Genomic DNA, 17,025 nt, shown 5'->3' on the forward strand with positions numbered 1-17,025 from the left:
GGAAAACCTTAAATAGTGATAAGTTGGCATATGTAAATACGCCGAAAACAATATAGTCTTTATAAGACAAGACAGGTTTTCGCGATATGCAAGATAAGGCGGTTGGCAATTTATCGCTCTTTGCCTAGACAGACAAAATGAACGCGATCAAATCTCCACTTTCTGCGGAAGAAAATGCAGCCCTTGCAACCATTGACCAACAGGCGATGCTCGAACAGGTTAAAAATTGGTCTGCCGTAAATAGCGGTACCACCAACCTTGACGGATTGGCCGAAATGGCCCGTTTGTTAAGCCATGCCTTTTCAGCATTGCCGGGTGAGGTTATGCTGGTAGAGCCCGCCTCCATCAGCAAAATGACACCTGATGGCAAAATTCAAGACATTAAGCGTGGCCAACATCTGCACATATCAGTGCGGCCAGAGGCAAAAGTACGGTTATTATTTACCGGCCATATGGACACGGTTTTTCCAGCTGATCATAGTTTTCAGGATCAAGTCTGGCTGGACGATAACACCCTGAATGGCCCGGGTGTTGCCGATATGAAGGGCGGTATTGCCGTAATGCTGGCCGCGCTAAAGGCGGTTGAAGCTGTTGACTGTGACATTGGTTATGATGTCATGATTAACAGTGATGAGGAAACAGGCTCTGGCGCATCTGCCGAATTGATCGCAGCGCTCGCCAAAGGTAAGACTGCTGCTCTGACCTATGAACCGGCACTGCCGGACGGCACTTTGGCGGGAGAACGCGGCGGTTCTGGCAATTTTTCAATTTGCTTTAGTGGCCGATCTGCCCATGCAGGGCGCAACCCCGAGGAAGGCCGAAATGCGATTGTTGCCGCTGCCGCCTTGGCTGTGGCATTAAAAGCGCTCACATGTGATGGGCTCGCGGTTAATCCAGCCAAAATTGATGGCGGCGGCGCGAACAATGTTGTTCCGGATCATGCGATTTTGCATGTGAATTTTCGTCCGCGCACATTGGAAATGGAAGCACTTGCCAAAAGCGAGTTGCAACGATTGGTTGCTGAGATAGCAACCGAGCATGAGGTGGAAACGCATATGCATGGCAGTTTTGGTCGCCCACCCAAGCCCATTGATGATGGCGCACAGAAACTGTTTGATCTGGTCAAAAAATGCGGTGCCGATCTTGGTTTGACTATCGCGCATCGCGCAACTGGCGGTGTGTGTGATGGCAATAATATTGCATCTTGCGGCATTCCTGTTGTCGACACTATGGGCGTGCGTGGCGGTGCGATCCATTCACCCGATGAGTTTTTGCTGGTAGACAGCTTGTCTGAGCGAGCACGGCTTTCTGCCCTCACCATCTTACGTATCGCTACAAAAGGCAGTTTATGAGTTTTCTGATAAGGCCAGCGCGTCCCAGCGATTTGCAAGCGCTTTACGAAATGGCAAAATTGACAGGCGGTGGCTTTACCAACCTGCCGGCTAATCGTCCCGCGCTGGAAAGCAAGTTAGAGGCATCAGCACAAGCCTTTGCCAATAGCAATGACGAACTGACTGACGAGCGCTTTGTTATGGTGCTTGAGCATAAAGAAACCGGTGCCATTCGCGGTACTTGCCAGCTCTTCACAAAGGTTGGGCAGGTTTGGCCCTTTTATTCTTATCGGCTGAGCACATGGACCCAGCATAGCGAAGAGCTAAACAAAACAATACGCACCGAAATTTTGAGTTTGGTGACGGATTTGGAAGGGTGTTCAGAAGCTGGCGGCCTGTTCCTTCATCCTAATGAACGTGCTGGCGGCCTTGGGTTATTGCTGGCGCGCAGCCGGTATCTCTTTATCGCAATGCACCGCAATCGCTTTGCCAATCAAACATTGGCAGAATTGCGCGGTGTGATTGATGATGCCGGAGAGTCGGCATTTTGGGACAGTGTGGGCGGTAAATTTTTCGATATGAGTTTTGCCGAGGCGGATATGTTCAATGCCTTGAACGGTAACCAGTTTATTGCCGACCTTATGCCCAAACACCCGATTTACGTCGATATGCTTGATGAAGCTGCACGCAAGGTTATTGGTCGCCCCAATGTTAGTGGACGTGCAGCCATGCGGATGCTGGAGAATGAAGGTTTTTCTTATGAAGGCTATGTCGATATTTTCGATGGTGGGCCGTCAATGATCGCAAAGACTGACCGGATATCATCTATTGCCAATGCGGCCTCTCTGCCTATTCGTATAACCGATATGTCTGAGCATAGAGATAGTATCAAAGCCTTGGTAGCCACCGGTCATTTATCAGAGTTTCGCTGCGCCTATGGTCGGGTTATAGCGGCCGAAGAGCATCTGGATATTGATAAAGAGGCAGCGGCCACCTTGAATATAACTGATGGCGACCATGTTACATATGTTGCGCGGTAAGCAATATAAATCATTATAATGCATATATTTATAGGAAGAATTTAAGTGATGACCGAGACAGAAATCAATTTTGACGGCATTATCGGGCCTAGCCATAATTATGCAGGACTCAGTCTGGGCAATATAGCTTCTGCCACCAATGCTGGTGAAAGTTCTTTCCCGCGTGCAGCCGCTTTGCAGGGCATTGCCAAGATGCGACACAATATTGATTTGGGCCTTGCTCAAGGGTTCTTTATGCCCCAGCCGCGGCCTGATCATGGCTGGCTGCAATCGCTAGGCACCACTATGGCCGAAGCGCAGCCGCATATACAAGCCGCTGCCTTTTCTGCGTCATCCATGTGGGCGGCAAATGCTGCTACGGTCAGCCCGGCCGCTGATACCCAAGATGGCAAATGTCATCTGACTGTGGCCAATTTGGTGACTATGCCGCATCGCAGTCATGAATGGGGCTTTACGCTGAAACAGCTGCAAATGGCATTTGGCGATACCGACAAGTTTGCGGTTCATGGCCCTGTGCCACCACCATTTGGTGATGAAGGCGCCGCAAACCATATGCGCCTGTGTGAACAACATGATGCGCCAGGTGTAGAGATTTTTGTCTATGGCACATCAGGCGGCCCCTTCCCTGCGCGGCAACATTTGGAGGCAAGCAAAGCCGTTGCCAGACGTCATGGTCTGTCCTCCGATAATATGCTGCTCATACAACAGTCGGAACAAGCAATTGCCGCTGGCGCTTTTCATAATGATGTTGTTGCGGTGGCCAATGAGCATGTTCTGCTTGTCCATGAACAGGCATTTGCAGAACCACTTGCGGCCTATAATGCCATTCGTGAAAAATGCCCTTGGGTTGAGATTGTCGAGGTTCCAGCATCTTCGGTCTCTCTAGCCGATGCCATTTCCAGCTATTTGTTCAATGCCCAGCTAGTTACCTTGCCTGATGGTGGGGGCATGGCGCTTATCCTACCCACAGAGGCGCAAGACAATGCGAATGTCTGGAACTGGTTGCAGGCCATGACTGCCGGAAATGGGCCGATCAGAAAGCTGTTGCCGGTTAATGTGCGCCAATCCATGGCAAATGGTGGTGGCCCAGCCTGTCTCAGGCTCAGAGTGGTTGCCGACCCTGCATCTATTGATCAGCGCTTCATGGCCAATCATGACATTTTGGATCGTTTAGAAGCACTGGTGACACGCTATTGGCCAGAACAAATCGCCCCTGCGGACATCAGCAAGCCAGAGACTATTGCGCAGTGTGAGATGGCTCATGAAAAACTGCTCGATTTACTAGAATTGACAGGTCTAACGGAAAACTAGGATTCTGTAGAAATTTCATGTCGAGATATTTTACAATTTAGAAATTATTAACCATCAGACCCCCTGCCTTTCCGCCACTGGCACAGTTTGTGCTATGTTAGGGTATGTTTAAAAAATTCCGTCGTCTCTTCTTGATCAAAACCAAATTTGAAGCGTTCCTGATCATCTATGCGTTATCACTTGGTGCTGTAGAGCGCGGAGGTAAATATCTTGATCAATTTCCTGGAACTGGCGGCTGGTTGCTCTTTTTGTGCTGCACCGGAGCTGTCTTCATGGCGGGTGCAAAAATTCTGGACGCGATTGAATATCAACGCGCTTATGGTCCTGCCCAGTAATAAGTATGTCCAGTGAAAAGCATTTGCGGATTTTCAGTCCTAAAATGCGCAAGCAACATATATTGAGAATCTAATGGAAATAGTGGGGGTTTCTGTTGCCCGGCACCCCCGAGCCGCTGGATTCCCTTCTGTTGCCCGGTGGGTCCAACCGCGCTTTTGTCTTCTAATCTCTAGGCGTTAGCCCACATGATTAGGCGGCAATTGCGAGTGCTTCATTATCATTTGCACTTAAGAGTTTGAGCCTATAGCGGGTTACTCAGCCCGGGCAAAAATCCTGCTTTTGAACACACGTCGATCCTGGTTCGGCCCCGTCAAATTGCCCGATATCGCCTAAACAATCCGGAATATTTGGTGGAGCCGCCGGGTACTGCCCCCGGGTCCGCTGTGTCTATTACACAGTATCATTTATTGCCATAGTTCACCGAAGCGAACAGCCTCTATATAGAGCATAAAAGCTGAATGAAAAGAGAATGGGGACAAACCTCTCGGTTCATCCCCATTTTTCTTGATGATCTCATCAACGCAGATGCGTTATTTTTTCAGCGAGTCACGGATTTCCGTCAACAGGTCAATTTCGCTTGGACCAGCTGGTTCTTCAACAGCCTCTTCTTTTGGTATCATCTTATTAGCCTGACGGACAAGCATGAAGATAACAAAAGCCAGAATGACAAAATTGATAAGCACGGTGACAAATTGACCATAGCCAATCATCGGCACGCCAGCCTCTTTCAATTCTACATAGCTGGTAAGTGATCCTTCATAACCTTCTGGAACAGAGCCCAGCAAGATGAAGCTATTGGCGAAGTCTGCGCCGCCGAAAATCCAACCTACGATCGGCATGACAATATCTGCCGTCAGCGATGTTGTGATTGTAGCAAAAGCGCCGCCAATGATAACCGCAACAGCCAGATCAATGACATTGCCACGCGCAATGAAATCCTTAAATTCTGCAAACATATTCGTCCCCTTCAAATGGTAAAACAGCTCTTAGCCAAAAGATTGGCTTTTGTCTCGTAACAATAGGTAACGCCTATTATCTTGCTGAGGCAAGATTGAAAAACTGCTGTATTGCCACTATATAACGGTTATAAGAAAATTTGATATGAAGGGGCTAACAATGAAATTGATGGGTATGTTTTTTGTCATGGCAGCGGCAGCCAGCCTGTCCGCTTGCGGGATCAACTCGGTTCCGGCTGCGGAAGAGGTTGCCAAGGCCAAATGGGCAGATGTGCAGGCCGCCTATCAACGCCGTGCAGACCTGATCCCCAATCTGGTGAATACAGTGAAAGCAGCAGCAGCATCAGAGCAGCAGATTTTGACCGAAGTTACCGAAGCGCGTGCCAAAGCAACATCTATCCAAGTCAATGCTGATGACTTGGGCGATCCAGCCAAAGTGCAGGAATTTGCCGACGCGCAGGCGCAATTGGGTGCTGGCTTGGGGCGTTTGCTGGCCAGCTTCGAGGCTTATCCGCAAATTCAATCCAATGCCAATTTCCGCGATCTGCAAAGCCAGATTGAAGGTACGGAAAACCGCATCAACATCACCCGCCGCGACTATAATGAAGCGGTGCGCAAATATAACACCACCATCCGCACCTTCCCGGACACCATAGGCGCCAACCTTATCCATGGTGCAGAGCCTATGGTGCCATTTCAGGCCGCAGCTGGTTCAGATGTCGCTCCTAGCGTAAACTTTGACGAGTAATGCCTGTCTATAAGGTAAAGCCCACTTGGTTATCGGCGCTGGCAGGACTGATGCTCCTGCTGACCGCTTTACTGCCCACTCCTTTGCTGGCGCAGGACTTTCCTGCATTAACCGGCCGCGTGGTGGATCAGGCCGATCTGCTTGATCCCGCACAAGAGGCAGCACTGACCGAGCGGCTTGCCGCGTTGGAGGCCAATTCCAATCGCCAATTGGTTGTGGCCACCATATCTAGCCTGCAAGACTATCCTATCGAAGATTATGGCTATAAGCTCGGCCGTGAATGGGGCATTGGCCAAGCAGAAAATGGCGATGCGGAAAAAGATAATGGCGTCATCCTGCTGGTCGCGCCCAATGACCGCAAAGTGCGCATCGAAGTCGGTTACGGCCTTGAGCCTATTTTGACAGATGCGCTCTCCAGCCGCATCATACAGGGCGCAATTTTACCGCGATTTAAGCAAGGTAATTTCCCCGCAGGTATAGACGCTGGCGTTGATGCCATCTCTAACCAGCTGACATTGCCACCAGAAGAAGCGGCCAAGGTCGCAAAGCAGGCCAGCCGCCGATCCAGCCAGTCTGATGGGCCGCCTATTGGCCTTATCATATTCTGGTTGGCTGTTCTGATATTCATCATCTTGCCCGCAATTTTTAGCAGCGGCAAAAAAGGCCGTCGCTATCGCAGCGGTGCTGCGCCGGTTATACTCTGGGGCGGTGGTGGTTCCAGTCACAGATCATCCTGGGGCGGCGGTGGTGGCTCATCTTGGGGCGGCGGTGGCAGTTTCGGAGGTGGCTTTGGAGGCGGCTTCGGGGGTGGAGGCGGCGGTTTTGGCGGTGGCGGTGCTTCCGGTGGCTGGTAATGGCAAACAGGTGTGAACTTTATGAAGCAAATACAGCAATTAACGCCCGAAGAGCATGAAATGGTCACCAATGCAGTGGCAGAGGCTGAACGTGAAACCGATGGTGAGATTGTTACGATTGTCACGCCCTTATCAGACAAATATCATGACGCAGGGCTACATTGGGCGCTGGCCTTCACCTTTTTCTATCTAGGCAGCATTGCAGTTGCTCCGGCATTTTATCAGCGTTTCCTGCTCTGGCTAAGCGGTGGCTGGGACCATGATTATAATATTTCAGAACAGCTTGGCGTGGTTTTTGTCAGCACGGTTATCGTCTTTTTGATAGGTCGCTATCTGTTCGCCTATATGCCGCTGCGCCTCTTTCTAACCCCCAAAGCCACAAAGGCCCGCCGCGTCAGACGCAGGGCCATTGATTTCTTCAAGGTCGGTGCAGAGCGGCGCACTATGGGGCTAACCGGCATACTTATCTATATGTCCATGGGTGAGCACCGCGCCGAGATTGTTGCGGAAGAAGCGATTTTGGCGAAGGTCGAACCAGAGGTCTGGGGCGATGCCATGGCGGCTTTGGTCGATCATGTCCGGCAAGGACAGCCTGGCCAAGGCATGGCCGAAGCCGTGCGCCATGTCGGCATTGTGCTCAAAGAGCATTTCCCCAAAAGTCAGGATAACCCTAATGAATTGCCCGACCGCTTGATCGAGCTTTAGGGCCACCACCTACACCCAAATGAAAGTGCTTCTATGACACAGCAAGCCAGCAATGCCGATCTCGACAAACCGGAAGAGATTATGTGGCAAGGTCGGTTTATTACCACCAAGCGCAAAGGCCGTTGGGAATTTGTGGCGCGGGCGCGTGGCATTAGAGCCGCCGTTATTATGGCGATAGTTGAAAATGATGTCTTACTGGTGGAGCAATATCGCGTTCCGCTGGGCCGCAACTGCATTGAACTACCAGCCGGCCTTATCGGTGACGAAGATGCGAGCGAAGACCCACTCATCGCGGCGGGCCGTGAGCTGGAAGAAGAAACCGGCTATCGCGCTTCCAAACTTATCGACATTGGCGAATATTTCTCATCCCCCGGCATGGTCAGCGAATCCTACACTTTGGTAAAAGCCGAAGGTTTGGAGCAGGTCGGCCCCGGCGGCGGTGTTGAGGGTGAGAATATCACGGTTCACCGTGTGCCGCTGGATCAGCTAGATACATTTATCGCGCAGCAACGTGCTTTAGGCAAAGCGATAGATGGCAAATTGCTGATATTTTTGGGCGCACATGCGATTAGCAGCGCGCTCAAAAGTGATTAAACTGAATATGTAAGCAGCGGCGCAATCAGCCGAAATTATCTGCGTAAGCCTGCAATTTCAGGCGCTTTTCCGGTGTTGCTTTCACGCTGGCCGCAATGCCATATTTCTTTGCATAGGCACTGGCCGCCTCTTGCGAAGGGAATGTCAGGCGCACTTGCTGCTGTGTATCGCCAGAGCCTGCCCAGCCGGTCAGTGGATCAGGCTTCTTCGCCTCTGCCGGTTCAAATTCCAAAACCCAGATATGCGTTTTGGCTTTACCGGATTGCATGGCGTTTTTCGGATTTTGATAGATACGCGCGGGCATGAATTTACCTTATCTGTTGATCGCCATCCCTTTGCCGCAAGCGCTCTGTTCAGGTCAAGCCTGTAATGCGCACTTCTTTGGATTGTTAGGCAGCAGGGTTAGCCATCACGCCTTTGGGCATTTTTGGTTTTTAGGCTGGCCTTGGCATTGGCCGGATCATCAGGCCAGACATGTTTTGGATAGCGCCCGCGCATATCTTTGGCGACATCTTGCCAACTCCCTGCCCAAAAGGCCGGTAGATCGCGTGTTGTTTGGATAACCCGGCCCGCCGGTGATGTCAGCGCCAACACCAGCGCCATGGGCGGCTGACCGACATTTGGGTGTGCTGATAGCCCATAAAGCGCCTGAACCCGTAACGTGACGCTGGGGCCAGCCTCGGCGCTATAATCGATACTGTGCTGGCTTCCGGCCGAACTGGTGAACATTGTGGGGGCTTTTCGCTCAACCATGCTTAGCGCATCCCAGCCAAGCCGTGTCTGCATCGCCCCCATAAGCGCGTCATGACCTATATCCCCAAAGCCGCGAACATCTAACAGCAAAGGCAATAGCCATTCGTCCACATCATCCAGCAGCGCAGTATCATCCAGACAATCAAGCCCGCAAAAACGGGCACGTTGCCGCAGGGCCATTAGCGCATCCCCCCAAGGCAGCACATCCAGACTATGCTGCCGGATAGCGCTCATAAGGCATTGCGCGATCTCATCTGATTCAGCCGCAACATTGCCGCGTTTGATGACAATCGCGCCCAGCACCCTTTTTTCTTCAACCAGCACTCGGTCGGATTTCCCGTCATATTGGGCCTCACGAAGCGTCGTAATCCGATTGGAGCAATAGGTTTCTATGTCAGCACTATTTACGGCAATCGCTGCGCCGATATGCGCCGCCCCTGCCTCACCATAAACATTGGCAATGGCCAACCATTCCGCTCCGGAAAATTGTGCTGGTTCATAAAGCCTATACGCTCTGCCCCCAGCCGATAGCCAATCCTGCCCCTTGCCATCACGCCGCCGCGCGAGTTTTTCAGGGAAGGCACTGGCCAGCAACAACCCCAAAGGTATTGCTGATTTTGCTTGTGCAACTCCAGAACCGCGCATTAGTTTGCGCGCTTCTTCGGCCCAGCCTTGTGCCATCTTGCCCGCCTGAATATCACGGCGGTTTTTGCTGTTGTGAAACCGCTCCAGACGCAGCATCAGATCAACATCATTACCGCCCAAATTGCGCTCTTGCAGCAGCAAGGCTAGTTTTGCCGCAGACTCTTCTTGGCCATACCGTGCCCCTGTCAGCACCATATGGGCCAAAGCTGGCGGCAAGGGCATCTGTGCAACATTGCGGCCATAAGCGGTGATGATATGATGATCATCCAAAGCGCCAAAGGCGATAAGCTGTCTACGCGCCGCAGATAATGCCGCGGGCTCAGGTGCATCCAGCCAGCGCAATATGCGCGGATCGCTCTCACCCCAAATCGCGCATTGCAGCACCAAATCGGTCAGATCGCTCTGCAGGATCTCTGGCGTATCATAAGGCGGAAAACCTTGTGTTGCGGCCTTTTCCCATAAGCGGTAAACAACGCCCTGCCCTTGCCGCGCCGCACGCCCTGCCCTTTGCGTTGCCGAGGCTTGCGATATGCGCTGAGTCACCAGCGCCATATCACCTATTTTGTTATCATATCGCGCCTTACGCGCCATGCCGCCATCAATAACGATACGCACGCCATCAATGGTCAGGCTGGTTTCGGCAATATTGGTCGCCAATATAACCTTGCGCATTCTGGGCGATGCTGGCTGTAATGCCCGTCTTTGTTCGCTTAGTGACTGCGTACCGTAAAGCGGCAAGATTTGACAATTGTTATCAGCAAGGTGCTCCAGCTGATTGCCCAGATGACGGATATCAGCAGTACCTGGTAAGAAGCACAATATATCGCCTGTCTCTTCATCTTCCAAAGCCTGTCCAACAGCCTTTGCCATAGCGCTGCTCAACCGTTCATTGGGTCGCCGCCCCAAATAGCGCTCTTGCAGCGGATAGATACGCCCCTCGCTCTGAATAACAGGCGCATCGTCCAATAGATCAGCAAAGCGTTCACCATCCAGTGTAGCCGACATTGCCATGATTTTCAGATCTGGCCGAAAGACGCTTTGCGCTTCCAGTGTTAACGCCAATGCAAAATCGCAATTCAAACTGCGCTCATGCACTTCATCGAACAATATGGCTGATACCCCTGTGAGCTCGGGATCATTTTGCAGCATTTGCAGATAAAGCCCTTCGGTCAGCACCTCGACCTTAGTGTTTGGCCCAATCTTGCGATCCATCCGCACGGCATAGCCATAGGTTTCACCCACTTTTTCACTGGCAAGCGCAGCCATACGCTCCGCTGCAGCGCGTGCGGCAACCCTGCGCGGCGACAATAATATAATCTTGCCACTGGCCCATGGCTGGGTGATCAGCTTAGGCGCAACCATAGTGGTCTTGCCCGCCCCTGGCGGCGCAATCAATACGGCCTTATTGACAGATAGCAACGTCTCCGCCAGCTGCGGCAACACTGCCTCAATGGGCAAATGTGGGGGTTCCGGCTGCGCCATTAGCGGTGCAATCGCCTGACTATTACAGGCTTAATAGGCCCGCGAAATCGCGAACTCAACTGTTTCGATCATCGCTGATTTGGCCTGGCTGGCTGGGAAGCTGGCAATCGCATCAATCGCTCTTTGGCCATAATGGCGCGCACGTTCAATGGTTGCGTCAATGGCGCCATTTTCCTGCATCAGGGCGATTGCATGCGCCAGATCTTCATCTGATGCCTTATGGCCAATTATCGCGCTTTCCCAGAATTTGCGCTGTTCAGCATTGCCGCGCGCATAAGAGAATATAACGGGCAATGTCATCTTGCCCTCACGGAAATCATCGCCCACACCCTTACCCATTGTCGCTTGGTCAGATGTGTAATCAATGGCATCGTCGATCAGCTGAAAAGCGATGCCCAAATTGCGGCCATATTGGTCCAATGCCGTTTCCTGCGCTTCATCACGTTCTGCGACAACGGCGGCGATACGACACGCCGCTGCAAACAAGGCTGCAGTTTTAGCGCCAATAATCGCCAGATAACGCTCTTCATCGGTCTCTATCCGGCGCTGCGCGGTAAGCTGGTCCACTTCGCCCTCAGCGATAACCGCCGATGCGTTGGACAGGATACGCAGCACTTTGAGCGAACCATCCTCAACCATCAATTCAAAGGACCGGCTGAACAAAAAATCACCCACCAAAACTGTCGCCGGATTGCCGAACACCAAATTGGCCGCTGCTTTACCCCTGCGCATATCGGAACCATCCACCACATCATCATGCAGCAATGTGGCCGTGTGAATAAACTCAACTGCCGCCGCCAGCTTATGATGGCGTGATCCGGGGTAATCCAGCAATTTTGCGCTGGCCAATGTCAGCATCGGCCGCATCCGCTTACCGCCGCCAGCAATCAAATGCCCTGCAAGCTCCGGAATCAAAGGGATTTCCGACTGCATACGATCCAATATGACACTGTTCACAGCGTTCATATCCTGCGCGACAAGAGACATTATCGGGTCAAGGCTTGGTGCCTTACCATCACGAATTGAGTGTATAGTTGCGGTCATTACAAGGGATGTGGCAATCAATACCGCCATTGGCAAGCGCAAATCAGCAATAGACACTATTGGCCCATATGCTAAGATCAATGACATGCAGGAAGACCAGACTTTACGCTCTTATCGTGAGAGCATTGACAATATAGATGCCGCGCTGGTTTTCATGCTGGCTGAGCGCTTCAAAATCACCAAAGCCGTAGGGCAATATAAGGCCAAAACAGCTTTGCCGCCTGCCGATCCTTCGCGTGAAACAGCGCAGATAGAAAGGCTGAAGAAACTGGCAACCGATGCCAATCTTGATCCTGAATTTTCCACCAAATTTCTGCGCTTCATCATTGATGAAGTGATACGTCACCATGAGCAGCTTAGAGACGAAAAAACCTAGCTAGCACCAATATTCTGATCATGCCGCCAATGGCAGAACCAGTTTAACCAGCAAGCCGCCAAGGTCTTCACTCTCTTGCAAAGACACTGATCCGCCATAAATTTCTGCGACATCGCGAACGATAGCCAGACCAAGCCCCGTTCCCGGCTTGCCGCTATCCAGCCGCACCCCGCGATCAAAAATACGCACGCGCTCTTCTTCTGGAATACCCATGCCGTCATCTTCGACCCAGATTTCCGCATAGTCTTTCTGCGTAGCTTCACTTTCAGCTGCTATTTTATAAACGGTAACAAAAACACTACCGCCGCCATATTTTGCAGCATTCTCAATCAAATTGCCCAGCAACTCATCCAGATCTTGCCGCTCTACCGCTGCTTCAAGGTTTTTCTCTCCATCAAGATCAAACCGCACATCGGGATAGAGGCGCGTAACAGCACGTTCGACAGCCTCTATGCTTTTGCGTATCTCCGCTCGGCTTTGGGACTGCCCCCGCCTGCCTACAGCGCGTGCGCGCGCAAGATGGTGATCTACTTGGCGGCGCATCACGGCCGCTTCACGAATAACAATATCGCCAAGATCATCGGCTTTTGCCGTCGCAGCGTTCATCACAACAGTCAAAGGGGTTTTCAATGCATGGGCAAGATTACCCGCATGTCGCCGGGCTTCCTCGGCCTGATTCTCATTATGCGCCAGCAAGGCATTTAGTTCATCGACCATCGGCATAACTTCGCGCGGCAGGCTTTCGGTGACGCGGTTTTGCTGACCTGTCCGCATGGAGTAAATGGCCTGTCGAACACGACGTAACGGCCATAAGCCGTAAAATGTCTGGAGTGTAGCCAGAATAATCAGACCAAGACCCAAAAGCACGAAACTATAGAAAATGGTGCTACGCACTTCGACAATCTGGCTATCCAAATCCGCGCGGTCCTGCGCGACGAGAAACCACCACCTAACATCAGAGCCAGGCAGATAGATACCGCGTTCGATAACCCGCAACTGCTCATCAGCAACGCCAAATGCAGGCGTTTCTGATGCCGGTCCACCAGTGTCGCCCTCTGCAAGAACATTATCAGGCACAACGCCCTCTAGGGCTTGTTGAATCTCAGATCCGGCATCGTAAATATAAGCGCCTTCAGCCTTTACTCGCCCACGCGGTATCAGGCTGCGGTCCCATAATGAGCGCGATGCAAAATCCTCAAAGCCCTCGCCTCTGATTTGCCAGTAAAAACCGCTATCAGGTTCCAGAAAGCGCTGATCACCCAAAGGTCTGTTAAACAAAACCTCGCCATCTTGGCCGATTTCGGCAGATGCAATCATCGCGTTCAGAACATATTCGAGCTGCTCATCGAAATTGCGGGTGATCGTGTTTTCAAGAACGCGGTCTAATATCAAACCACCGCCCAGCAAAAGCACCATGATCCATGCAGCCGCAATACTGATCATCCGGCGGTTCAGTGAACCGGTATCTCCGGTCGATTGCGGCGCAACGACAGTTTCACCGTCATTATGTGGTGCAACAGGGTAACTCATAACGAGAGACGCAAGGCCGCTTCGCCATTTGGCTGCCAATATGTTTTTAAGATACGCAAAACACTAAACACATTGGGTATCAGCGCATGTCACCCGACGCGCTCTTCCGGGTCTTCAAGACTATAACCCAAGCCGCGAATTGTGGTTATAACATCGCTGCCCAGTTTCTTCCGGATGCGCGTAACGAACACCTCTATCGTATTAGAGTCACGATCAAAATCTTGGTCATAAATATGCTCGATCAATTCTGTTCGAGAGACAACCTTGCCCTTGTGATGCATCAAATAGGATAGGAGCTTATATTCCTGCGCCGTCAGTTTAACCGGCTCACCATCCAGTGTCACCTTACCAGACCGCGTATCAAGACGCACTAGGCCGGCAGTCAGCTCAGAGCTGGCATTACCAGTGGAACGGCGAATCAAGGCCCTTAGCCGAGCGATCAATTCTTCTGTCTGGAACGGTTTGGCGAGATAATCATCGGCGCCGGCGTCAAGGCCAGCCACTTTATCAGACCAGCTATCGCGGGCAGTAAGCACCAATACAGGAAAGGTGCGGCCCTCTTTGCGCCACATGCCCAATACAGTCAGGCCATCAATTTCCGGCAAACCAAGATCCAGAACCACAGCGTCATAATCTTCCGTTGACCCTAGAAAATGGCCATCCTCACCATCGGTTGACAGGTCGACAGCATAGCCTGAACCTTCCAATGTGGTTTTGAGCTGTTGGCCCAATGTTGGTTCGTCTTCTACGATTAACAAACGCATTATTATCTCCCTATATGAGCGTGGCCAAAAACCCGCCCATGGTCTTAATTATATTTACGGCACAAAGCCATATTTGTCACCCGCTGGTCAAGATGATTACCCATCTTCATATATGAAAGCGATTTAGAGGTAAAAGCTAGGCGCCAATGGTGAAAAGAAACATGCTTGCCGAACAGTATCGCAAATTATTGTTGGCGTATAACCTTGCCTGTGCGCGCATCGACATCAACAAAAACAACACGGTTTTCGCGGATAAATTTCAATCGGTAGATGCGGGTGCGGGAATCATATTCAGGGCCAATATATTTCATACCCCGCATACGCGGAAGTACGCTGGCCTCAATTTCCTTGAGTGATTTCACCCTGCCATCCAGCATTTGCTGGCGCGCATCATCACCGGCACCACGGCGTTGTGCATCAGCTGGCGAGGCAGCCATTACAGATATGGACAGGCAAAGCAGGCCAACAAATGTCAGCAAAGCGGTTTTTTCCATCATGCTTTTGGCCCGGATGTCCTTGCCATAGGGGAGGTATATGCTTTTCATCGTGTCAAATGGATAGCAAAGGTGTTTTGAATAGCAAGTGAATGCATTGCGCTGACGATGTTCACTTTTGTGACATGATGCAAAACTGCAACGATATATTGTGCGCCGAATATGCCAAATGCATTCGCTGGCGGTAAATTTGCGTGATTGCATTTGTCTTCGCATCACCATAGTTGACGCTGATATGGCTACACCCCCAATTCTTTCTTATGAGCAGCTCGGCCTTAACCAGGGTACATCCTGGTTGTTTCGCGATATTGACCTGCATATCGGCCCTCAAGACAGGCTGGCGCTTATAGGCCGCAATGGTGCGGGCAAAACAACGATGCTGCGGCTTATCAATGATGATATTGAGGCAGACAAGGGGCGGCGCACTGTCCTGCCCGGCACAAATATTGTCATGCTGGATCAAAATCCTGATTTTTCCTCCTATGATAGCCTGATGGATTTCTGCCTTGGCGGATTAGCAGCGCCGGAAGAACATGCCGTTGCCGCTATTGCCGATCAGATTGGCATAGATTTGTCTCGGCCAGCAATTACCGCCAGTGGCGGAGAACGCAGACGCGCCGCGATATGCCGCGCTTTGGCGCAAGAACCCGATCTCTTGCTGCTTGATGAGCCAACAAACCATCTCGACCTTGGTGCGATTAACTGGCTGGAGAGTTGGCTAGAGCGATATAAGGGTGCTTTTGTCGCTATCTCTCATGACCGAACATTTCTTACTCGCCTGACCAAACAGACCTTATGGCTCGATCGCGGCAGTTTGCGCCGCAAAGAAATAGGCTTTGGCGGATATGATGCCTGGCTGGAAAAAGTCTATGCAGAAGAAGCCCGCAACGCAGAGCGGCTGGATGCAAAACTGAAAATCGAAGCCCATTGGCTTGAGCGAGGCGTAACGGCACGGCGCAAACGCAATCAGGGTCGCTTGGAGAAATTGTTTCAAATGCGCGCCCAACGTGCAGCGATGATAGGCCCTAGCGGCAACGCCAATATGAAACTGGAAAGTGATAATTCAAAAACCAAATCGGTTATCGTCGCAGAGGATATCAGCAAAGGTTTTGGATCAGGTGAAGACCGTGTAGAAGTAATCCGCAATTTCTCTTTACGCATCCAACGCGGAGACCGTATCGGCATTGTCGGGCATAATGGTGCTGGCAAAACAACTTTGCTCAAAATACTAACCGGTGAACTTCAGCCCGATAGCGGAACCGTTATTCAGGCTAAGACACTAGATGGGGTGATTATCGATCAACAGCGCACCCTGATGACACCGCAAAAGCGCGTGCGTGATGTATTAGCAGAAGGCGGCGATTGGATAGATGTTCGCGGCGTGCGCAAGCATGTTCAGGGTTATTTGAAAGAATTTTTGTTCGATCCGTCATTGGTTGATGCGCGTATCGGAACCTTGTCAGGTGGCGAGCAATCTCGCCTTCTTTTGGCCCGTGAATTTGCCCGTGCATCGAACCTGTTGGTTCTTGACGAACCGACAAATGATCTGGACATGGAAACGCTGGACCTTTTGCAAGAAGTAATAGCTGATTATGACGGTACTGTGCTTATCGTCAGCCATGATCGGGACTTTCTTGATAAGACCGTGACGGTCACTCTGGGGCTTGATGGCAGTGGTCATATTGATGTCATTGTTGGCGGTTTTGCAGAATGGGAAGCGCAGCGTAAAGCAACGTCAATAAAGGCCAAAAAATCTCCTAAAAAGACCGATAGTCAGGACAATGATAAGCCCAAATCTAACACAGTAAAAACCAAATTAAGCTATAAAGATCAAAGGGATTATGATCTTCTTCCAGAAACTATCGAGAACATGGAGAAAGCAATAATTCTTCTGGAAGAACAGTTGGCAGACCCCAATCTTTACAGCAGTGACCCAGCAAGGTTTCAGAAGCTCAGCCTGGAATTGGACAAAACCCGCACGGATAAGGATACGGCCGAAGAGCGTTGGCTGCTATTGGCCGAAGAAGCGGAAGCACTGCAAGGCTAGTGCAAGGCCAAAATG

Annotated in this window: 17 protein-coding genes and 1 other RNA gene; 10 read left to right on the forward strand and 8 right to left on the reverse strand. The window is 51.2% G+C overall.

The features are described from left to right. The first annotated feature begins 137 nt into the window (after positions 1-137). The 4 genes from ACR9YC_RS08230 to ACR9YC_RS08245 all read left to right on the forward strand — a co-directional run bounded on the left by ACR9YC_RS08230 (position 138) and on the right by ACR9YC_RS08245 (position 4,017). Positions 138-1,352 carry a hydrolase gene (locus ACR9YC_RS08230; RefSeq protein WP_438726196.1) on the forward strand — a complete coding sequence of 405 codons (1,215 nt, stop codon included), beginning with the start codon at positions 138-140 and terminating at the stop codon, positions 1,350-1,352. Beyond that, complete coding sequence (locus tag ACR9YC_RS08235) at positions 1,349-2,371, forward strand: arginine N-succinyltransferase (RefSeq protein WP_438726199.1); 1,023 nt, start codon at positions 1,349-1,351, stop codon at positions 2,369-2,371. Before ACR9YC_RS08230 ends, ACR9YC_RS08235 begins: the two co-directional genes overlap by 4 nt. Positions 2,372-2,419: 48 nt before the next feature. Beyond that, the gene (locus ACR9YC_RS08240; RefSeq protein WP_438726202.1) at positions 2,420-3,682 is read left to right on the forward strand and encodes an N-succinylarginine dihydrolase; all 1,263 of its coding nucleotides are present in this window, start codon (positions 2,420-2,422) and stop codon (positions 3,680-3,682) included. 104 nt (positions 3,683-3,786) lie between these two features. After that, positions 3,787-4,017, forward strand: a complete 231-nt coding sequence (locus ACR9YC_RS08245; RefSeq protein WP_438726204.1) for a hypothetical protein — start codon at positions 3,787-3,789, stop codon at positions 4,015-4,017. Positions 4,018-4,134: 117 nt separating this feature from the next. Here ACR9YC_RS08245 and ssrA read toward each other — a convergent pair. Together ssrA and mscL are read right to left on the reverse strand one after the other, a co-directional pair. Further along, positions 4,135-4,487, reverse strand: a transfer-messenger RNA (tmRNA) gene (gene ssrA / locus ACR9YC_RS08250). A gap of 61 nt (positions 4,488-4,548) precedes the next feature. Beyond that, positions 4,549-4,974, reverse strand: coding sequence for a large conductance mechanosensitive channel protein MscL (gene mscL / locus ACR9YC_RS08255; RefSeq protein WP_438726207.1), 426 nt, complete (start codon positions 4,972-4,974; stop codon positions 4,549-4,551). Between the two features lie 121 nt (positions 4,975-5,095). Between mscL and ACR9YC_RS08260 the strand changes: the two genes are divergently transcribed. The 4 genes from ACR9YC_RS08260 to ACR9YC_RS08275 are packed head-to-tail and all read left to right on the forward strand — an operon-like array spanning position 5,096 to position 7,875. Further along, the gene (locus ACR9YC_RS08260; RefSeq protein WP_438731710.1) at positions 5,096-5,722 is read left to right on the forward strand and encodes a LemA family protein; all 627 of its coding nucleotides are present in this window, start codon (positions 5,096-5,098) and stop codon (positions 5,720-5,722) included. Beyond that, positions 5,722-6,576: a TPM domain-containing protein gene (locus ACR9YC_RS08265; protein ID WP_438726210.1), complete on the forward strand. Its 855-nt coding sequence runs from the start codon at positions 5,722-5,724 to the stop codon at positions 6,574-6,576. Before ACR9YC_RS08260 ends, ACR9YC_RS08265 begins: the two co-directional genes overlap by 1 nt. A gap of 21 nt (positions 6,577-6,597) precedes the next feature. After that, entirely contained in the window at positions 6,598-7,281 is a 684-nt protein-coding gene (locus ACR9YC_RS08270) for a TPM domain-containing protein (RefSeq protein ID WP_438726213.1), read from the forward strand. Between the two features lie 33 nt (positions 7,282-7,314). After that, positions 7,315-7,875 carry an NUDIX hydrolase gene (locus ACR9YC_RS08275; protein ID WP_438726215.1) on the forward strand — a complete coding sequence of 187 codons (561 nt, stop codon included), beginning with the start codon at positions 7,315-7,317 and terminating at the stop codon, positions 7,873-7,875. A gap of 25 nt (positions 7,876-7,900) precedes the next feature. Here the strand turns inward: ACR9YC_RS08275 and ACR9YC_RS08280 are convergent, their stop codons facing one another. The 3 genes from ACR9YC_RS08280 to ACR9YC_RS08290 all read right to left on the reverse strand — a co-directional run bounded on the left by ACR9YC_RS08280 (position 7,901) and on the right by ACR9YC_RS08290 (position 11,799). Continuing rightward, positions 7,901-8,179 (reverse strand): ETC complex I subunit, encoded by a 279-nt coding sequence (locus ACR9YC_RS08280; RefSeq protein WP_438726218.1) that lies wholly within the window; start codon positions 8,177-8,179, stop codon positions 7,901-7,903. Positions 8,180-8,277: 98 nt separating this feature from the next. Beyond that, positions 8,278-10,755 (reverse strand): ATP-dependent helicase HrpB, encoded by a 2,478-nt coding sequence (gene hrpB, locus ACR9YC_RS08285; RefSeq protein ID WP_438726220.1) that lies wholly within the window; start codon positions 10,753-10,755, stop codon positions 8,278-8,280. A 30-nt stretch (positions 10,756-10,785) separates the two neighbouring features. After that, positions 10,786-11,799, reverse strand: a complete 1,014-nt coding sequence (locus tag ACR9YC_RS08290) for a polyprenyl synthetase family protein (RefSeq protein ID WP_438726222.1) — start codon at positions 11,797-11,799, stop codon at positions 10,786-10,788. Positions 11,800-11,884: 85 nt separating this feature from the next. On the opposite strand from ACR9YC_RS08290, the gene ACR9YC_RS08295 reads away from it, so the two are divergent. After that, positions 11,885-12,175 carry a chorismate mutase gene (locus ACR9YC_RS08295; protein WP_438731713.1) on the forward strand — a complete coding sequence of 97 codons (291 nt, stop codon included), beginning with the start codon at positions 11,885-11,887 and terminating at the stop codon, positions 12,173-12,175. An 18-nt stretch (positions 12,176-12,193) separates the two neighbouring features. On the opposite strand, the gene ACR9YC_RS08300 is transcribed toward ACR9YC_RS08295, so the two are convergent. The 3 genes from ACR9YC_RS08300 to ACR9YC_RS08310 form a co-directional block, all read right to left on the reverse strand. Beyond that, positions 12,194-13,618 (reverse strand): sensor histidine kinase, encoded by a 1,425-nt coding sequence (locus ACR9YC_RS08300; protein WP_438731716.1) that lies wholly within the window; start codon positions 13,616-13,618, stop codon positions 12,194-12,196. Between the two features lie 176 nt (positions 13,619-13,794). Further along, the gene (locus tag ACR9YC_RS08305) at positions 13,795-14,469 is read right to left on the reverse strand and encodes a response regulator (RefSeq protein WP_438726224.1); all 675 of its coding nucleotides are present in this window, start codon (positions 14,467-14,469) and stop codon (positions 13,795-13,797) included. A 185-nt stretch (positions 14,470-14,654) separates the two neighbouring features. Next, complete coding sequence (locus tag ACR9YC_RS08310; protein WP_438726226.1) at positions 14,655-14,966, reverse strand: PepSY domain-containing protein; 312 nt, start codon at positions 14,964-14,966, stop codon at positions 14,655-14,657. Between the two features lie 232 nt (positions 14,967-15,198). Here ACR9YC_RS08310 and ACR9YC_RS08315 point away from each other — a divergent pair, with 232 nt between their 5' ends. Beyond that, a complete protein-coding gene (locus ACR9YC_RS08315) occupies positions 15,199-17,010 on the forward strand; it encodes an ABC-F family ATP-binding cassette domain-containing protein (RefSeq protein WP_438726228.1) in 1,812 nt (603 codons plus the stop codon). Positions 17,011-17,025 lie beyond the last annotated feature (15 nt).

The sequence above is a fragment of the Parasphingorhabdus sp. DH2-15 genome (genome assembly GCF_051668705.1).
Lineage (GTDB): Bacteria > Pseudomonadota > Alphaproteobacteria > Sphingomonadales > Sphingomonadaceae > Alterisphingorhabdus.

Excerpts from the sequence above, each read along its gene's own strand:
- ACR9YC_RS08230 (WP_438726196.1), top strand. The coding sequence starts at position 138 with ATGAACGCGATCAAATCTCCACTTTCTGCGGAAGAAAATGCAGCCCTT.
- ACR9YC_RS08235 (WP_438726199.1), top strand. The coding sequence starts at position 1,349 with ATGAGTTTTCTGATAAGGCCAGCGCGTCCCAGCGATTTGCAAGCGCTT.
- ACR9YC_RS08240 (WP_438726202.1), top strand. The coding sequence starts at position 2,420 with ATGACCGAGACAGAAATCAATTTTGACGGCATTATCGGGCCTAGCCAT.
- ACR9YC_RS08245 (WP_438726204.1), top strand. The coding sequence starts at position 3,787 with ATGTTTAAAAAATTCCGTCGTCTCTTCTTGATCAAAACCAAATTTGAA.
- mscL (WP_438726207.1), bottom strand. The coding sequence starts at position 4,974 with ATGTTTGCAGAATTTAAGGATTTCATTGCGCGTGGCAATGTCATTGAT.
- ACR9YC_RS08265 (WP_438726210.1), top strand. The coding sequence starts at position 5,722 with ATGCCTGTCTATAAGGTAAAGCCCACTTGGTTATCGGCGCTGGCAGGA.
- ACR9YC_RS08270 (WP_438726213.1), top strand. The coding sequence starts at position 6,598 with ATGAAGCAAATACAGCAATTAACGCCCGAAGAGCATGAAATGGTCACC.
- ACR9YC_RS08275 (WP_438726215.1), top strand. The coding sequence starts at position 7,315 with ATGACACAGCAAGCCAGCAATGCCGATCTCGACAAACCGGAAGAGATT.
- ACR9YC_RS08280 (WP_438726218.1), bottom strand. The coding sequence starts at position 8,179 with ATGCCCGCGCGTATCTATCAAAATCCGAAAAACGCCATGCAATCCGGT.
- hrpB (WP_438726220.1), bottom strand. The coding sequence starts at position 10,755 with ATGGCGCAGCCGGAACCCCCACATTTGCCCATTGAGGCAGTGTTGCCG.
- ACR9YC_RS08290 (WP_438726222.1), bottom strand. The coding sequence starts at position 11,799 with ATGACCGCAACTATACACTCAATTCGTGATGGTAAGGCACCAAGCCTT.
- ACR9YC_RS08295 (WP_438731713.1), top strand. The coding sequence starts at position 11,885 with ATGCAGGAAGACCAGACTTTACGCTCTTATCGTGAGAGCATTGACAAT.
- ACR9YC_RS08300 (WP_438731716.1), bottom strand. The coding sequence starts at position 13,618 with ATGATCAGTATTGCGGCTGCATGGATCATGGTGCTTTTGCTGGGCGGT.
- ACR9YC_RS08305 (WP_438726224.1), bottom strand. The coding sequence starts at position 14,469 with ATGCGTTTGTTAATCGTAGAAGACGAACCAACATTGGGCCAACAGCTC.
- ACR9YC_RS08310 (WP_438726226.1), bottom strand. The coding sequence starts at position 14,966 with ATGATGGAAAAAACCGCTTTGCTGACATTTGTTGGCCTGCTTTGCCTG.
- ACR9YC_RS08315 (WP_438726228.1), top strand. The coding sequence starts at position 15,199 with ATGGCTACACCCCCAATTCTTTCTTATGAGCAGCTCGGCCTTAACCAG.